This window comes from Chelativorans sp. AA-79 (genome assembly GCF_029457495.1).
Classification (GTDB): domain Bacteria; phylum Pseudomonadota; class Alphaproteobacteria; order Rhizobiales; family Rhizobiaceae; genus Chelativorans.
This window is the reverse complement of the sequence record NZ_CP120361.1, coordinates 5,180,301-5,194,002: the sequence shown is the minus strand read 5'-3', so window position 1 is coordinate 5,194,002 and position 13,702 is coordinate 5,180,301. Positions and strand designations below refer to the sequence as shown.

The following is a 13,702-nucleotide window of genomic DNA, read 5'->3' as shown; positions in this document are numbered from 1 at the left end:
CGGCGTGCCGCGATATCCTGGGATGATGGGTAATCCTCGATCTACGCTGGGGCGAGCTTTGCGCTTAAGCGCGTCTATAGACAGAGGCAGGCCCGCGGCGGACATGGGAAATGCGGTAGCCAATCCGCGGATGAGAGCATGATTGATCGTCGCCGATCGGATCGCGGCACACCCGCCAGGTTGAAAAGAACACACGTCGCGTTATCATCGACGCCGCTTTGCTATGCTTCTACTCCCAAATGACGGGCATGAGAGCGTAGACGTAGTTCTCCGTTTCGTCGTTCTCTCTCCGCCACGCTGTTTTAGGCCAAACTACGATAGAGCTCTCTGATCCAGCTATTGCCATCGCTCTGTATGCCGATTGAGCGTCCGCCATCGCGCCATAGAGCGGTTTTCAGGATTGGTGGTATTGAAGGCCGAGGTGGCCGGGAGCAGACCGACAGGCTCCGGACGGGTTTGGTGGGATTGCTGCCCTTTGTGCATGCGCCATGTCTGCGGTCGCTCGGGGTTCGCGATCAAAGCGGCTGTTCACTCGCTTCGGGTCCAACCAAAGCCGGGCTTCAGCGGCGATTTCCATCAGTGTGTTGCGAGATTAAGCGGGAACGTAGGTCAACCTGATCACATCCTCGCCGATCCGATCACTGGCCACAAGATGAAGCGGCGGCCTCGGTCCGGCGAAGTATGGCTTGCCGTGGCCTAGCACGACGGGGTGCAGGTAGATTCGATACTCATCGATCAGGCCAAGGTCGGTGAGGCTTCGCGCCAAGGCTGGGCCAGCAACTTCGATCTCCCCGGTGCGCTCGGCCTTCAGCTCACGGATGGCGCCCTCAAGATCATCCTCAACAAGCGTGGCGTTAGGGCCGACCGACTTCAACGAGCGCGAGACGACCCATTTCGGCTGGCTCCGCCACGCCGCCGCGAAGGCGCGTTCCTCTGCATTCCACTCAGGATGATCGTCGTCCCAATAACGCATGACCTCGTACATTTGGCGACCGTACACACTGCCTGCCTGCCCCTGAGCCTCCTCGATGAAGTGGCGGAAGAGCGTGGGGCATGGCGCAAACGCCATATGGTCGACGTAGCCGTCCAGGGACTGGTTCATTCCGAACACGAGCTTTGCCATGCCTGCTTTCCTTCTCGTGTGGCACATCCGCGCGGTTCTGATTGCATATGCATGTGATCTTATATGAACTGATTGTAAATTGCAATCGGTTTTTGGAATTCCGACGGATGCCAAACTCTGGAACACAATCTTCATGCACCACCTGATGCCCGGTAGCCGCCGTCACTTCCGCGAGGTGCTGACCCGGTCTAAGGAGGGGTAGCGGGTCATTGATTCCGATACTGATGATATCTCTTCGAAGAGCCCGGCTGAGAAGACTTCAGCAACAAAAACGCCGATCGAAGAAGATCGTAGTTTCTGCGAGTGCTTGTGGCCTCGGAGAGGAATGGTGAAACGGGAAGAGTGGGAGAAATTGGTGGGTTAGGCCCCCTTTGATCATTTCAGTACTCCACCAGATCGCGCGCCCTGAGAACTCGATCGAACATAGTCGGGAATTCTGAAGCGGCGGCGGTAGTCGCCGGGCGAGATGCCTGTCAGACGCCGGAACAGGCGACTGAAGGAAGAAGCATCCTCATAGCCGACCTCGCGGCCGATCGCATCCACGGGGGCGGAGCCGGTCTCGAGCATCTGCTTCGCCTCTTCGATGCGCAGCGCCTGGACATAGGCAAGCGGCGAGTAACCGGTGGCCGCCTTGAAGCGCCGGTCGAACGTGCGCTTGGGCAAGCCCGATATGCGCGCCGCCTCGGTGATGACATCCGCGCGGTCGTAATTGTCCGCAAGCCAGGTCTGGCACTTGAGGATGAGGCCGTCATCGTGAACCACATTGACGGCCATGGAGGCGTAGGGGAGTTGTCCGTCGCGGTGCCACTGGTAGAGGAACAACCTGGAAATGCGGATTGCTTCCTCGCCGCTGCCATAGCGAGCAATGAGAAGGAGCGAGAGGTCCTGCCACGACGAGGCGCCTCCGCAAGAGATGATGCTGTGGCCCTCTCCGGTCTGGACCAGGATGCGGTCCTCATGCAGCCGGACGTCGGGAAACTCGCGGCGGAACACGGGCACATGGCTCCAATGCGTCGTCGTTTCGCGCCCCGAAAGCAGCCCGGCTGCGGCCAGCACCAGTGAGCCGCCACAGGCGGAGCAGATCACGGCGCCCTGCCGGTGCATCTCGGCAACCCACGCGATGAGCCGGCGATCGAGAGCGTGGAGCTCCTCCGGCGTGAAAACGATCACGTTCGGCACGAACACGATGTCAGTCCGCTCGATGTCGTCGATCGAGTCCTGCGCAACGATGCTGACCCCGGTGATGAGCTCGAGCGGCCCGCGCGCGGCCGCGACAATCCGCGGCTCGAAAAGTGGCTCGCCGGAAGGGGTCTTGAGAAACCTCCCCGCCGCCCAGAGCGTATCGAAGACGCCGTAGATGATCGAGGGATCGCACTCCCGGAAGACCACGATGCTGACGTGCTTCGGCACCCAATGTCCTCCTGCTTGGCCCATCTCGCACGGTTCCGGCCATTCTGCCTCTCTTGCGCACGCCGCGCCACGCCTATTTTCGCGCTGATGTGCCAAGGGCACGACGGCATCATGAAAAGACGGTGAACGACAAAGGCAGGGCTCAGGTCCCCTGGGCAGGAGACATGAAAATGGAACACATCCAACAATCAAAGGACACACCAATGACCGGCAACAGACTTCGTCTGCCGCAGCTAGCCGACAGCTTCTTTCTGACCGATGGTGGTATGGAGACCACGCTGATCTTCCACCAGGGCTTCGAGCTCCCTCTTTTCGCATCATATGTCCTGCTCGAAAGCGCGGCCGGGCGGGAGGCGCTGAAGCGTTATTATCGCGATTACCTCAAGATCGCCGAGGAGCACGGCATCGGCTTTATTCTGGAAAGCCCGACCTGGCGCTGCTCACGCGGCTGGGGTGCGAAGCTGGGCCACGACGCCCGCAGGATTGACTCCTTCAACCGCACGGCCATTGAGTTGATGGAGGAACTGCGGCGGGAGGCCCGCACCGGCGCGCCGATCGTGATTTCCGGCAATATCGGCCCCTGCGGCGATGGCTATGCGCCGGAAGCACAGCTTAGCCCGGACGAGGCGGAGGAGTATCACAGCCACCAGATCCGCATCTTCGCCGACACAGCTGCGGAGATGGTTGCCGCGATCACCATGACCCACACCGGCGAGGCGATCGGCGTGGTGCGCGCAGCACGCTCCGCCGGGATGCCCGTCGCCATAGCGTTCACCTCGGAGACCGACGGACGGTTGCCCTCCGGGGAGGCTCTTGGCGAGGCAATCGAGAAGGTGGATGAAGCCACCGGTGCAGCGCCGGTCTACTACATGGTCAATTGCGCCCACCCCGACCACTTCGCCGGGGCGCTCGGCAAAGGAACATGGCGCTCACGCATTCGTGGCATCCGCGCCAACGCCTCGCGCAAGAGCCACGCCGAACTGGACAATTCGAACGTGCTCGACCCCGGCGATCCGGTCGAGCTGGCACGGGACTACACGCGCCTGCGTCGGATGCTGCCAAATCTCTCGGTGTTCGGCGGGTGCTGCGGCACCGATCACCGCCACATCGAGCAGATATGCTTCAGTTGCCTGGAAGCGGCCTGAGATCGCAATCTGGAAAACGATACATTGTCTTATCCGTTGACCGCTCTCATGCCGCGCGATTGCATCCGCCCGGCGCTGCGGGAAGAAGCTGGCGAAATCGCCAGCCTTTTCCTGATCTCGTCGGATGGGCTTGCGGCCTATATCTGGAGCAAGATAAACGCGCCCGACTCTCCAACTCGCGGCAACTCTCTCCGGCGTCGCAATCTACGAGCATCTCGGCTATCGAACCGAAGAAGCCGCCGCGGTGTGTTTGACGAATCAAACCCGCCTCGCCTGCGTTAAGCCGGCGTCCAGGTCGCGGCGGTGCCCAACCGCGGCGGAAACGGAATCCAGCGAGCGAAGCTCGCCTGTTCTTGGCGGGATTCTAGTCTACCTCCAGGCACACGCGCGTATGCCCCGCGCGGAGAAATCCCAGCTTCGCCGCCGCAGCCTTGGAGAGATCCAGGATGCGGCCACGCACAAACGGTCCACGATCATTGATGCGAACCACAATGGCCTTTCCGTTCCGCCGGTTCACGACCTTCACTTTCGTGCCGAAGGGGAGGCTTCGGTGGGCCGCGGTCATGGCCGCCGGGTTCATGCGCTCGCCGGAAGCCGTCTTGGATCGCAGAGCATACCAGGAAGCGCTGCCGCATTGGGCATGAGCCGCTACCGGAACTGTGGCAAGAAGCATCGTGGCGGCAAGGGCAGGCATGCCCCGTCGGCGGAGAAAGTGTTTCATTTCTATTGTCCCCGGATCGAAGTTGGCTTCCGCCATAAAAAGGAAATGCGGCGAAGAATCGACAAATTTTGGTAAGAGGAAGAAGCGGTATTTTAATTCGGGCAGAGATAATCTCCGGGATAGGAATGCGCTCGACGCATAACGTGAATGTAACTGTGAATTACAATTGGTTTACTGAACGGGATCCCGGCACCTGGTTTCTTACCGGCCGGGCGGAACCTCCCTCCGGCAAGGCGTGTTCTTGACGAGAAGGGATGCGAAATAGGAGCATTCGAGATGATACCCCGCTTTTTCCTTGCGGCCGTGGCATTCGGGGCGATCCTGGCGTCAGCCGGCACCGCGGCTGCCGCGAACGCCTTCGCCACCGGCAACGTCAATATGCGCGCCGGTCCCAGTACTCAGTATCCCCGCGTGACGACGATCCCGCGCGGATCGGCTGTCGAGGTCTACGGCTGCACCAGCGGCTGGCGCTGGTGCGACACGGTCTGGCGCGGGAACCGGGGATGGGTGAGCGCTTCCTATCTCCAGATGCAATACCGGGATCGCCGCGTCTACGTGCCGGACTATGCACCGCGCCTCGGGCTGCCTGTCATCACGTTCCAGTTCGGCTCCTATTGGGACCGCTGGTACAGCGACCGGCCCTGGTACCATGACCGCGACAGATGGGATCGCCGGGACCGCGACCATTGGGACAGGGATCGCCGGGACAGAGATCGCTGGGATCGGGATCGCCGAGATCGGGATCGCGACGTATGGGATCGGGACCGCGACAGGCCAGAACCGCCGCGTAGAGCGGAAAGCAACGAGGGAGGCCCTGCGCAGCGAAACAATCTCGGGTTGTGCAGATTGGGCCGCTGCTAATTCCGGCCGGGCGACGGAGTTGTCCGCCTACATATGGGATGGGTGGTGCCCAGGAGAGGACTCGAACCTCCACGCCTCGCGGCACACGGACCTGAACCGTGCGCGTCTACCAATTCCGCCACCTGGGCTAGGTGCGCAGCCGATGTAAGCGGCGGCGGAGCCCGTGTCAACGAGGTTTCTGAGTTTTTCGCCAGCGTGCGAGACACGGGCGGCTCGCGGGAAAGGGAGACTTAACCGGCGCTGCGGGAGCGCCGGCGCACCACCTCGTAAGCGATCGCGCCGGTGATGGTGATGCCGATCATGATGAGCGCCAGCGCATTCACCGCCGGCGTCAGGCCGGTCCGCACCTTTGTGGCGATAAAGACGGTGAGCGGCGTGTCGAAGCCGCGCACGAACAGCGTGGTATTGTAGTTCTCGATGGATTGCAGCACCGCCAGGAAGGCCGCCGCGGCGAGTGCAGGTCTCAGGAAAGGCAGCAGTACGCGGCGGAACACCATGAACTTGGAAGCCCCGAGGCCGATCGCCGCCTCTTCCTGGGTGCGGTCGAACCGCTGTAGGCGGGCCGCTACCATTAGCATAACATAGCAGATGATGAAGCTCGACTGCGCGAGCACGATGAGGAAAACGCCGCCGCCCACGCCGAGCTGCCGCCAAAGCACGAGGGTGGAGATGCCGATCACCACACCTGGGGTGAGCAGCGGTGATACCATCACTGCATAAAGAAAGCCCCGCGCCCGCATGTGCAGACTGGTCAGCAGCAGGGCTGCGGCTGTGCCGACCGGCAGAGCCAACAGCACGACGAAGAAAGCGACCACGACCGAGGTCCAGAGCGCCTGCCACATGCCGGTGTCGCGCCACAACGCATTGAACCATTGCAGCGTGGTGCCCTGCCATGGCGTTACGGTGGGGAACCGGCTCTCATTGAAGGTCGCCGCCGCCATGATGCCAAGCGGTGCGAAGAGGTAAACGAAGAAAACGGCAAGGTAGATGCCGAACAGGCCTCGGGCGATGCGGTCGGCCGTGCTCATTTCGCCACGTCCGTCAGGTTGACCCGGGCGATCTTCAGGGTGACGAGCACGACGCTCAGGCAGAGGACGAGCAGCACCAGCGCATAGGCGGCGCCCCGGTTCCAGTCGCCGCCCTCGAAAAACCAGTTGTAGATGATCTCGGTGAACCAGCGGCTGCCGGGCGCCCCGAGCAAAGCGGGCGCCACATAACTACCGGCTGCCAGCATGAAGGTGAAGACGCAGCCCGTGGCGATGCCCGCCTTGGCGTGCGGGATCACCACCCGCCAATGCGTGCGCCAAACGGACGCGCCGAGATCCCGTGCAGCCTCGATCTGCGACTTGTCGAGCGACTCGATCGCGTTGTAGATCGGGAAGAGCATGAACAGGATGTAGGCATAGACCATGCCGGCAAGCACGCCCGCATCTCCGTACCATCGTATCGGCTGGTCTATGATGCCAAGCGAGAGGAGGAGGGCATTGAGCGGACCGCGGAAGGCGAGCAGGATATACCAGGCGAGCGTGCGCAGCACCTCGTTGATCCAGAAGGGGATCGTGAGCGCAAGCAAGACAACTGCGGTGCGGTTGGGCGTGGCGGTCTGCGCCAGCCAGTAGGCGAGAGGGTAGCAGACGACGAGCGTCAGGAAGGCGACGAGGGCGCTCGCCCACACGGTCTTGAAGAAGATCGCGCGGTGGACGCCTTCCCTGGCGAGGTAGTGGATGTTCTCCAGTGAATACACGTCGCGCGGACCACCGATCTCTGCCGGCGGGAGGTTCGGCCTCAGCGCGTAGTCGACCATCATGATGTTGGGCGCCAGAACCATGCCCGCCAGCCAGACAACCACCAGCGCGAGAAAGGTGGTGCCGAGCCCGCCGCCGAAGCGCCTGTAAAGCTCAGTCATCGGGCAGCACCACCGCATTGGCGCTGCGGAAGCCGAAGCTGATCGGCACCCCGATGGGGGGAGCATCGGTGAGCTCGGTGCTGGATATGGAGGCGATAAGCCCGCTTCCGTCACCGAGCCTGCCATAGGCGAGCGCGAAGGCGCCTTCGAAATCGATGCGGTCGATCGTGGCCGTCAGTCGGTTCTCACCGTCGCTGCGGTGGCCGAGAGCCTCCGGCCGAACGTAAAGTTTTGCCGCGCTTCCTGCGGAGAGGCCGTTGCCTATGCGGCCGTGCAGAACTCCCTGTGAAGACTGGATGGCTGCAGTGTCACCATCGATCGAGACGACCTTGCCGGGAATCGCGTTCGTCTCGCCGACGAAACGCGCCACAAAGGGTGTGGCGGGATCGTTGTAGAGCGCGCGCGGAGCGCCCACCTGCTGCAGCACGCCGGCGCTCATCACCGCCACACGATCGGACATGGCGAGCGCCTCCGACTGGTCATGCGTGATGTAAATGAAGGTTACGCCGGTTCGTTTCTGCAGCGCGCGCAATTCCGAGCGCATATGCTGCCTGAGCTTGAGGTCGAGCGCGGAAAGCGGCTCGTCGAGCAGGAGCACCTGCGGCTCCACCGCGAGCGCCCGGGCGATGGCGACGCGCTGGCGCTGTCCGCCGGAAAGCTCCCCCGGCATCCGGTCACCGAAGCCTTCCAGCGCCACAAGGTCGAGAAGCTCCTCGGCCCTGGCCTTTCGCGCATTTTTCGCGACGCCTCGCGCCTCGAGCCCGAAGGCGATGTTCTGCCAGACGGGCATCAGCGGAAAGAGCGCGAGCGACTGGAAGATCATCGCGGTCGGGCGCTGGTCGGGACCCAGTCCCTTCATGTCCTGCCCGCCGATCAGGACCTTTCCATCGGTCGGCTCCAGGAAGCCCGCGATCATGCGCAGGATCGTCGTTTTTCCGCAGCCCGACGGGCCGAGAATGGAAAAGAACTCGCCGCCTTCGACAATGAAGGAGACGTCGGAGACGGCCCGGGTCCCGCCAAAGACCATGCCGACGTGTTGCAACTCTACCGAATGTGACATGGCCCCCCGGAGCACGAGAGGGCGGGCGTGAGCCCGCCCTGAAGCGGATCAGGCGGAGAGGAACCGGTCCTGATACTCGTTGCGCTTGGCGACGAACCAGCTCTCCTGGATCGGCCACCACCAGAGTTTCTCCAGCGCATCGCCAGGATAGGCGGCCGCGAAGAAGGCCTTGGCCTCGTCGGACGTGAGGTCGGCCGCGCCCACGGCGGTGGAGTTGATGGAAGTGGTGTTGGTGTATATGGCGCCGGCTTCCGGCGTCAGGAACCAGTTGATGAAGGCGTAGGCCTGCTCGACATTCTCGGCGCCTTTCGGAATGGCGACGCCTTCCATCCAGGTCAGCGCACCTTCCTTCGGCGCAACAAAGCCGATCGGCAGTCCTTCCTTGGCGAGCGCGGCGGCCGTGGAATCCCAGGTCTGGCCGATGGCGCAGCCATTGACGCGGAAAGCACCCTGCGCCTCGTTCTCGTTCGACCAGAACTGGGCGATGTTGGCTTTGCGTGCGATCGCCTCGGCGAGGATGACGTCATATATCTTCGTCATCTTCTCTTCCGACTTGAAGGCTTCGAGCATCGGCATGGGCAGTTTGCCCTCGGCCTCAAGCCAGAGGCCGAGACCGACGAGGCCCGAATGCCCGCGCAGCGTGGCCTTGCCTTCCATCTCCGGCTTCCAGATATCGCCATAGGAGGCGGTGCCGTATTCGAGCGGCGCCTGGTCCTTGTCGAATGCGATGGCTTCGGTGCCCCAGTCGGTCGGCACCTGGTAGCGTTTGCCGTCGATCACCGCGCCGAGATTCTTCGAATTCTCCCAGGCGCTGGGCAGGCACTTTGCCACCTCGACTTTGGATTCGTCGATCGGCTGCACGAGATCGAACTCGACATAGTTCGGCACGCGGTCCACCGTCGGCCAGATGATGTCGAAGCCTCCGCCATTGTTGGCGCGAAGCTGGTTCAGAAGCTCGTCGTTGGTGCCGTAGGGCGTGTAATTGGCTTTGATGCCCGTCGCCTTCTCGAAGGCGGCAAGCATCTCGTCATTGAGATAGCCGGCCCAGGCGAAGATGTTCACCGTACCGGAAGACCCCTGCGCGTGAGTGCGCGAGATGTAAGGAGCGGCGAGTGTCAGGCCTGCGATGGAAGCCGCGCCCTTCGTGAAACGACGCCGTGTGATCGGATTCATGGAACTCTCCCCTTCAGCCCGTGCTTGACCTGCGCAGCGGTTACGCCCGTCATGTTACACCTAGATGAAGGGCGGGCAACGAAAATACGCGCGGGGAGGGACAGCCGGCAAAGGATTGAAGGCGCAACGTCTCTCCAAGCGATGGGGATGGCCGCTTCAGTTGGTGTTCCGCGCGTCCTCGCGGGCGATTTCCGACCAGCTATCGGTCTGGGCAAGCATGGCGCGAAGATAGGCCATGTTGGCCTCGGCCTGTTCGGGCGAAAGCTCGCGGCGGGCGATCGCCTCAGCCTCGCGGAACCGGCCTTGCAGACCGACCACGAGAGCGAGGTTCTGGCGCACGCGGCTGTCCGCGCCTGGAGTGGCCACAGCCTTGCCCATGTAGGCCTCCGCCGTCCTGAGATCGCCTTGAAGGAGATAGGACATGCCGAGGTTGGAAAGCACGGAGGGCTCGTCCGGCTGAAGGTCCAGCGCGCGGCGGTAGAGCGCACGCGCCGCATCGGGCTGACCGAGCTGGTCGAGAATCGCACCTTCCGCCGAAAGCAGCTTCCAATCGGGATATTCCGGCGTCTGCGCGCGCCGGATCGCATCCAGCGCCGGCTCCAGCTCGCCTGCCGCGGCCAGCGCCTTGCCATAGGCTGCCAGCACCTCGCGGTCCTTGGGATGATCGATCGCAAGTTTCCGCATCACGGCGAGCGACTGGTCCGTGCGCCCGCTCATTTGCAGGATGTTGGCGTAGCGCAGCGCTATCGCCTTGTCCTTGGGGTCGCGGATATAGAGCCTGCCGAGGCTGTCGGCGGCCGCCTCCACTTCCGATGTGGACATGGCGGCGATGTTCTGCTGTGCCGGGGCGCCGGTGGAGGCGGTGGTTACATTGCTCACCCCGGTGCGCGCGGCCTGTGAGCACCCGGCGAGCGTGGCGGTGATCACCAGGGCCGCCGCCGTCGCTGCAAGCCGCCTTGCGCGTGCCGAATTCCGCATTCCCGCTCCCCGCAGTGCCCTCTGCCGCCCCGATGCGGCCTTTTCAGCAGGAGAAGTAATCTGTTAACCCTAACGGAGCGTTAACTTTGCCGCTCCGGCCAGGAAAATCACGATGCCTCTCACGCTTACCGACAAACAGACACCCGCCTCCCTGCCCGTCCATCTCGTCCCCGGAGGCGGGCTGGAGGACACGAGTGCCGACGCGGCAGCATGCGCTTGGGCACGGGCGAATGGTTTTTCGGGATCGGAAGGCGCGGTGCTGACAATCCCCGGCCGCGACGGTGCGCTGGCCGGCGCCTTTTTCGGTGTTGGCGGCGGCGCGCCCTCGCCCCTGGCCTATGGCAAGCTGGCGCGCGCTCTGCCCATGGGGGACTGGCATTTCGCCCGACCGCCGCAGGATCCGGCTCTGGCAACAATCGCCCTTCTTCTGGGGAGCTATACCTTCACGCGCTATGGAACCAGGTCGACCGCCGAGATCAATTTTGCGGCGCCGGATGGTGCCGATATCGAAGAGGCCCGCAGGGTGGCAGACGGTGTTTTCCTGGCGCGAGACCTCATCAACACGCCGGCAAACGACCTGGGACCCGACGCGCTCGAGAAGGCCGCCGGGGAACTGGCCAAGGCGCAGGGCGCGTCGATCTCCACGGTCGTCGGCGACGATCTCCTCGCGCAGGATTTCCCGATGATCCATGCCGTCGGCCGCGCAGGCGCGATTGCTCCGCGGCTGATCGACATCCGGTGGGGACAGGAAACGGCGCCCAAGGTGACGCTGGTCGGTAAGGGCGTGTGTTTCGACACCGGCGGGCTCGACATCAAGCCCGCAAGCGGCATGCTCCTGATGAAGAAGGACATGGGCGGTGCCGCCAACGTGCTGGGACTTGCCTCGATGATCATGGCGGCAAAGTTGCCTCTTCGCCTGCGCGTGCTCATCCCGGCCGTGGAAAACTCGATTTCCGGCAACGCCTTTCGCCCCGGCGACATCCTGAGGAGCCGCAAGGGCGTCACGGTGGAGATCGGCAACACGGATGCGGAAGGGCGGCTGGTGCTGGCCGACGCTCTTGCTCTTGCCGACGAGGAGGCGCCTGAGATCATGATAGACATGGCGACGCTCACCGGTGCTGCGCGTGTAGCGCTGGGGCCGGATCTGCCGCCGTTCTACACGCGCGACGAGGAGTTTGCCGCCGCGCTCGCCGGTGCATCGGAAGAGCGCGCGGACCCGCTCTGGCGCATGCCCCTCTGGCAGCCCTATGCCGAGAAGCTGCGGTCCAAGGTGGCTGACATCAACAACGTCACCTCGGACAGTTTTGCCGGATCGATCACGGCGGCCCTCTTTCTTGAACGCTTTGTGGAGAAAGCGGGGACCTGGGCGCATTTCGACATCTTCGGGTGGAACCCTGTCGAGAGGCCTACCTGTCCCGTGGGCGGGGAGGCGCAGGGCATCCGCGCGATCGAGGCCGTTTTGCGCCGGCGATATCGGATGTGAACCCTTCCTGCGAAGGAGAAACAAGGGTAATGATACGGCGCCGAAACGATTTCGGATGTGCCGATGCCGGTTGTGCTGCGACCGATCCAGGCACTGCGGCTATGGCAGCAGGTGTGCCTTGCCGAGGTGCAGAATGACATGCCGGATCTCAATGAGCGGCAGATGGCGATCCTGCTCACCATTTACCTCGACCCGCCGCCGCATACGGTACGCGGGCTTGCGGAGAGGCTGAACGTGACGAAGCCGGTGATCACGCGAGCGCTGGACACGATGGGCGCCCTAAAGCTCGTCTCTCGCCATCGGGACGATCGGGACCGGCGCAACGTCCTGATCCGCCGGACGGTGGAGGGCGCGCTGTTCGTCGAGCGCTTCGGCGATGTGGTGGTCGCCAGGGCAGGGGGGCTGCCGCTGTGAACGCGCTTGATGGCCGACTGAACGCATTCCGCCCGGACCTTGCCGACGAGCGCCTGCAAGGCCGTGTCGAGGCCGCTCGTTTCACGGCCGGAGAATCGGCCATGGTGGCGGTGCCTCTCGCGGATGTGCATACGGCGCCGGATCCGGCCGCCGGCATGGATACGCAATTCCTGCATGGCGATGCCGTGCTCGTCTTCGAACGCCGGGGCGGCTGGGCGTGGGTCCAGGGGGAACGCGACGGCTATGTGGGCTATGTGCGGGAAGGAGCGCTCGGTTCCGCTGCCTCCAAGCCCACGCATATCGTGCACGCCGCGCGCAGCTTCGTTTATCCTGAGCCGGACATGAAGACGCCACGGTCGGGCGCACACAGCATCGGTGCGCGGCTGACGGTGGTGGAAGAGGTGGAAAGGCGCGGCACGCGTTATGCGGTGCTCGATTCGGGCGGCGCCATGATCGCGAAGCACATCCGCCCTGTCTCGGAGCATGCTGCGGACTACGTTTCGGTTGCGGAGCAGCTTCTACAGACGCCCTATTTGTGGGGCGGCGTCAGCGGTTTCGGCATCGATTGCTCCGGGCTCGTGCAGCTGTCGCTGTTCATGGCTGGCCGCACCGTTTTGCGCGACACGGATATGCAGGAGTACAGCCTGGGGACGCCGATCGAGCCCAAGACGCTGCGGCGCGGAGACCTCGTCTTCTGGCGTGGTCACGTGGCCATCATGACCGATGAAAAGAGCATAGTTCACGCCAATGGCTACAGCATGATCGTTTCGCTGGAACCGCTCGCCGAGGCAATCCGGCGGATCGAGCTGCTTTATGGCCTGCCTGCAGGCTACCGCAGGATAACGTAGGCGCTATCGCTCGCCACCAGTGACGAATATGGCGACATTCTCGTTATCGGCGAATTCGACCGCCACGACATCCTGAAGCAGGATTTGCCGCGAATCGATCGCATGATAGAACATCGCGCTGCCTTCGATGGAATCGCGCAGCGTCTCGATTTCCTCGTCATGCTCCTCGATCGCCTTCTCGATCTCGCCGCCTTCTTCACCCAGATCAGGCAGGAACACGATTTCGAGCGTCTCGACGTTGAAGGCCTTCCGTACACGCTCGGCACTCTCCCGCGTGTTTTCGATCGCGGCGAGAATTCTCTCCACCTGATTCTCTTTGGTCGTTTCTTCCGTCTTCACATCGGAACCGACAATGGCGTCGATCGCTTCCTCGCTCTGCAGGCCTTGGGCCAGCGGCTGCTGCGCAAGCGGTACGAGCAGGAAAGCGACCACGACAAGAATGAACATCATCTTCTCGACAGGTCCAGCGCAAACGGGCTGGTGAATATCCGTGCAAAACATCCTATCTCCTTGGCAATCCAACTGGCCCGCAATGATCGCAACGGCAAGCGTATTGAAAGGGTTCCACAGTGGGACCTGC

The 13,702-nt window shown here is 63.0% G+C and carries 14 protein-coding genes and 1 tRNA gene; 5 read left to right on the top strand and 10 right to left on the bottom strand.

The annotated features are described in order from the left end of the window. Positions 1-592 precede the first annotated feature (592 nt). On the bottom strand, positions 593-1,123 hold the full coding sequence (locus tag PVE73_RS25265; protein ID WP_277364870.1) for a dihydrofolate reductase family protein: 531 nt from the start codon (positions 1,121-1,123) through the stop codon (positions 593-595). 375 nt (positions 1,124-1,498) lie between these two features. Then, positions 1,499-2,533, bottom strand: coding sequence for a helix-turn-helix domain-containing protein (locus PVE73_RS25260; protein ID WP_346772390.1), 1,035 nt, complete (start codon positions 2,531-2,533; stop codon positions 1,499-1,501). A 203-nt stretch (positions 2,534-2,736) separates the two neighbouring features. Between PVE73_RS25260 and PVE73_RS25255 the strand changes: the two genes are divergently transcribed. Next, positions 2,737-3,678 (top strand): homocysteine S-methyltransferase family protein, encoded by a 942-nt coding sequence (locus PVE73_RS25255; protein WP_277367578.1) that lies wholly within the window; start codon positions 2,737-2,739, stop codon positions 3,676-3,678. 364 nt (positions 3,679-4,042) lie between these two features. Here the strand turns inward: PVE73_RS25255 and PVE73_RS25250 are convergent, their stop codons facing one another. Further along, complete coding sequence (locus PVE73_RS25250; RefSeq protein ID WP_277367577.1) at positions 4,043-4,372, bottom strand: septal ring lytic transglycosylase RlpA family protein; 330 nt, start codon at positions 4,370-4,372, stop codon at positions 4,043-4,045. 303 nt (positions 4,373-4,675) lie between these two features. Between PVE73_RS25250 and PVE73_RS25245 the strand changes: the two genes are divergently transcribed. Continuing rightward, entirely contained in the window at positions 4,676-5,260 is a 585-nt protein-coding gene (locus PVE73_RS25245) for an SH3 domain-containing protein (protein ID WP_277364868.1), read from the top strand. Between the two features lie 43 nt (positions 5,261-5,303). On the opposite strand, the gene PVE73_RS25240 is transcribed toward PVE73_RS25245, so the two are convergent. The 6 genes from PVE73_RS25240 to PVE73_RS25215 all read right to left on the bottom strand — a co-directional run bounded on the left by PVE73_RS25240 (position 5,304) and on the right by PVE73_RS25215 (position 10,377). Continuing rightward, positions 5,304-5,388, bottom strand: a tRNA-Leu gene (locus PVE73_RS25240). A gap of 102 nt (positions 5,389-5,490) precedes the next feature. Then, positions 5,491-6,288: an ABC transporter permease gene (locus PVE73_RS25235; RefSeq protein ID WP_277364867.1), complete on the bottom strand. Its 798-nt coding sequence runs from the start codon at positions 6,286-6,288 to the stop codon at positions 5,491-5,493. Continuing rightward, positions 6,285-7,166, bottom strand: coding sequence for an ABC transporter permease (locus tag PVE73_RS25230; RefSeq protein ID WP_277364866.1), 882 nt, complete (start codon positions 7,164-7,166; stop codon positions 6,285-6,287). The genes PVE73_RS25235 and PVE73_RS25230 overlap by 4 nt, the downstream gene beginning before the upstream one ends. Beyond that, complete coding sequence (locus tag PVE73_RS25225) at positions 7,159-8,226, bottom strand: ABC transporter ATP-binding protein (protein WP_277364865.1); 1,068 nt, start codon at positions 8,224-8,226, stop codon at positions 7,159-7,161. Before PVE73_RS25225 ends, PVE73_RS25230 begins: the two co-directional genes overlap by 8 nt. Positions 8,227-8,274: 48 nt before the next feature. Then, a complete protein-coding gene (locus tag PVE73_RS25220; protein ID WP_277364864.1) occupies positions 8,275-9,399 on the bottom strand; it encodes an extracellular solute-binding protein in 1,125 nt (374 codons plus the stop codon). Positions 9,400-9,555: 156 nt separating this feature from the next. Then, positions 9,556-10,377, bottom strand: coding sequence for a tetratricopeptide repeat protein (locus PVE73_RS25215; protein WP_277364863.1), 822 nt, complete (start codon positions 10,375-10,377; stop codon positions 9,556-9,558). Between the two features lie 112 nt (positions 10,378-10,489). Here PVE73_RS25215 and PVE73_RS25210 point away from each other — a divergent pair, with 112 nt between their 5' ends. The 3 genes from PVE73_RS25210 (at position 10,490) to PVE73_RS25200 (ending at position 13,122) form a co-directional block, all read left to right on the top strand. Beyond that, positions 10,490-11,860 carry a leucyl aminopeptidase family protein gene (locus PVE73_RS25210; RefSeq protein ID WP_277364862.1) on the top strand — a complete coding sequence of 457 codons (1,371 nt, stop codon included), beginning with the start codon at positions 10,490-10,492 and terminating at the stop codon, positions 11,858-11,860. 63 nt (positions 11,861-11,923) lie between these two features. Then, positions 11,924-12,274, top strand: coding sequence for a MarR family winged helix-turn-helix transcriptional regulator (locus PVE73_RS25205; RefSeq protein WP_277364861.1), 351 nt, complete (start codon positions 11,924-11,926; stop codon positions 12,272-12,274). Continuing rightward, positions 12,271-13,122 carry an NlpC/P60 family protein gene (locus tag PVE73_RS25200; protein WP_277364860.1) on the top strand — a complete coding sequence of 284 codons (852 nt, stop codon included), beginning with the start codon at positions 12,271-12,273 and terminating at the stop codon, positions 13,120-13,122. Before PVE73_RS25205 ends, PVE73_RS25200 begins: the two co-directional genes overlap by 4 nt. A gap of 3 nt (positions 13,123-13,125) precedes the next feature. Here PVE73_RS25200 and PVE73_RS25195 read toward each other — a convergent pair whose 3' ends face one another. Continuing rightward, positions 13,126-13,569, bottom strand: coding sequence for a hypothetical protein (locus PVE73_RS25195; protein ID WP_277364859.1), 444 nt, complete (start codon positions 13,567-13,569; stop codon positions 13,126-13,128). Between the last annotated feature and the right edge of the window lie 133 nt (positions 13,570-13,702).

Excerpts from the sequence above, each read along its gene's own strand:
- PVE73_RS25265 (WP_277364870.1), bottom strand. The coding sequence starts at position 1,123 with ATGGCAAAGCTCGTGTTCGGAATGAACCAGTCCCTGGACGGCTACGTC.
- PVE73_RS25210 (WP_277364862.1), top strand. The coding sequence starts at position 10,490 with ATGCCTCTCACGCTTACCGACAAACAGACACCCGCCTCCCTGCCCGTC.
- PVE73_RS25215 (WP_277364863.1), bottom strand. The coding sequence starts at position 10,377 with ATGCGGAATTCGGCACGCGCAAGGCGGCTTGCAGCGACGGCGGCGGCC.
- PVE73_RS25225 (WP_277364865.1), bottom strand. The coding sequence starts at position 8,226 with ATGTCACATTCGGTAGAGTTGCAACACGTCGGCATGGTCTTTGGCGGG.
- PVE73_RS25230 (WP_277364866.1), bottom strand. The coding sequence starts at position 7,166 with ATGACTGAGCTTTACAGGCGCTTCGGCGGCGGGCTCGGCACCACCTTT.
- PVE73_RS25220 (WP_277364864.1), bottom strand. The coding sequence starts at position 9,399 with ATGAATCCGATCACACGGCGTCGTTTCACGAAGGGCGCGGCTTCCATC.
- PVE73_RS25195 (WP_277364859.1), bottom strand. The coding sequence starts at position 13,569 with ATGTTCATTCTTGTCGTGGTCGCTTTCCTGCTCGTACCGCTTGCGCAG.
- PVE73_RS25245 (WP_277364868.1), top strand. The coding sequence starts at position 4,676 with ATGATACCCCGCTTTTTCCTTGCGGCCGTGGCATTCGGGGCGATCCTG.
- PVE73_RS25235 (WP_277364867.1), bottom strand. The coding sequence starts at position 6,288 with ATGAGCACGGCCGACCGCATCGCCCGAGGCCTGTTCGGCATCTACCTT.
- PVE73_RS25250 (WP_277367577.1), bottom strand. The coding sequence starts at position 4,372 with ATGCCTGCCCTTGCCGCCACGATGCTTCTTGCCACAGTTCCGGTAGCG.
- PVE73_RS25205 (WP_277364861.1), top strand. The coding sequence starts at position 11,924 with ATGCCGGTTGTGCTGCGACCGATCCAGGCACTGCGGCTATGGCAGCAG.
- PVE73_RS25255 (WP_277367578.1), top strand. The coding sequence starts at position 2,737 with ATGACCGGCAACAGACTTCGTCTGCCGCAGCTAGCCGACAGCTTCTTT.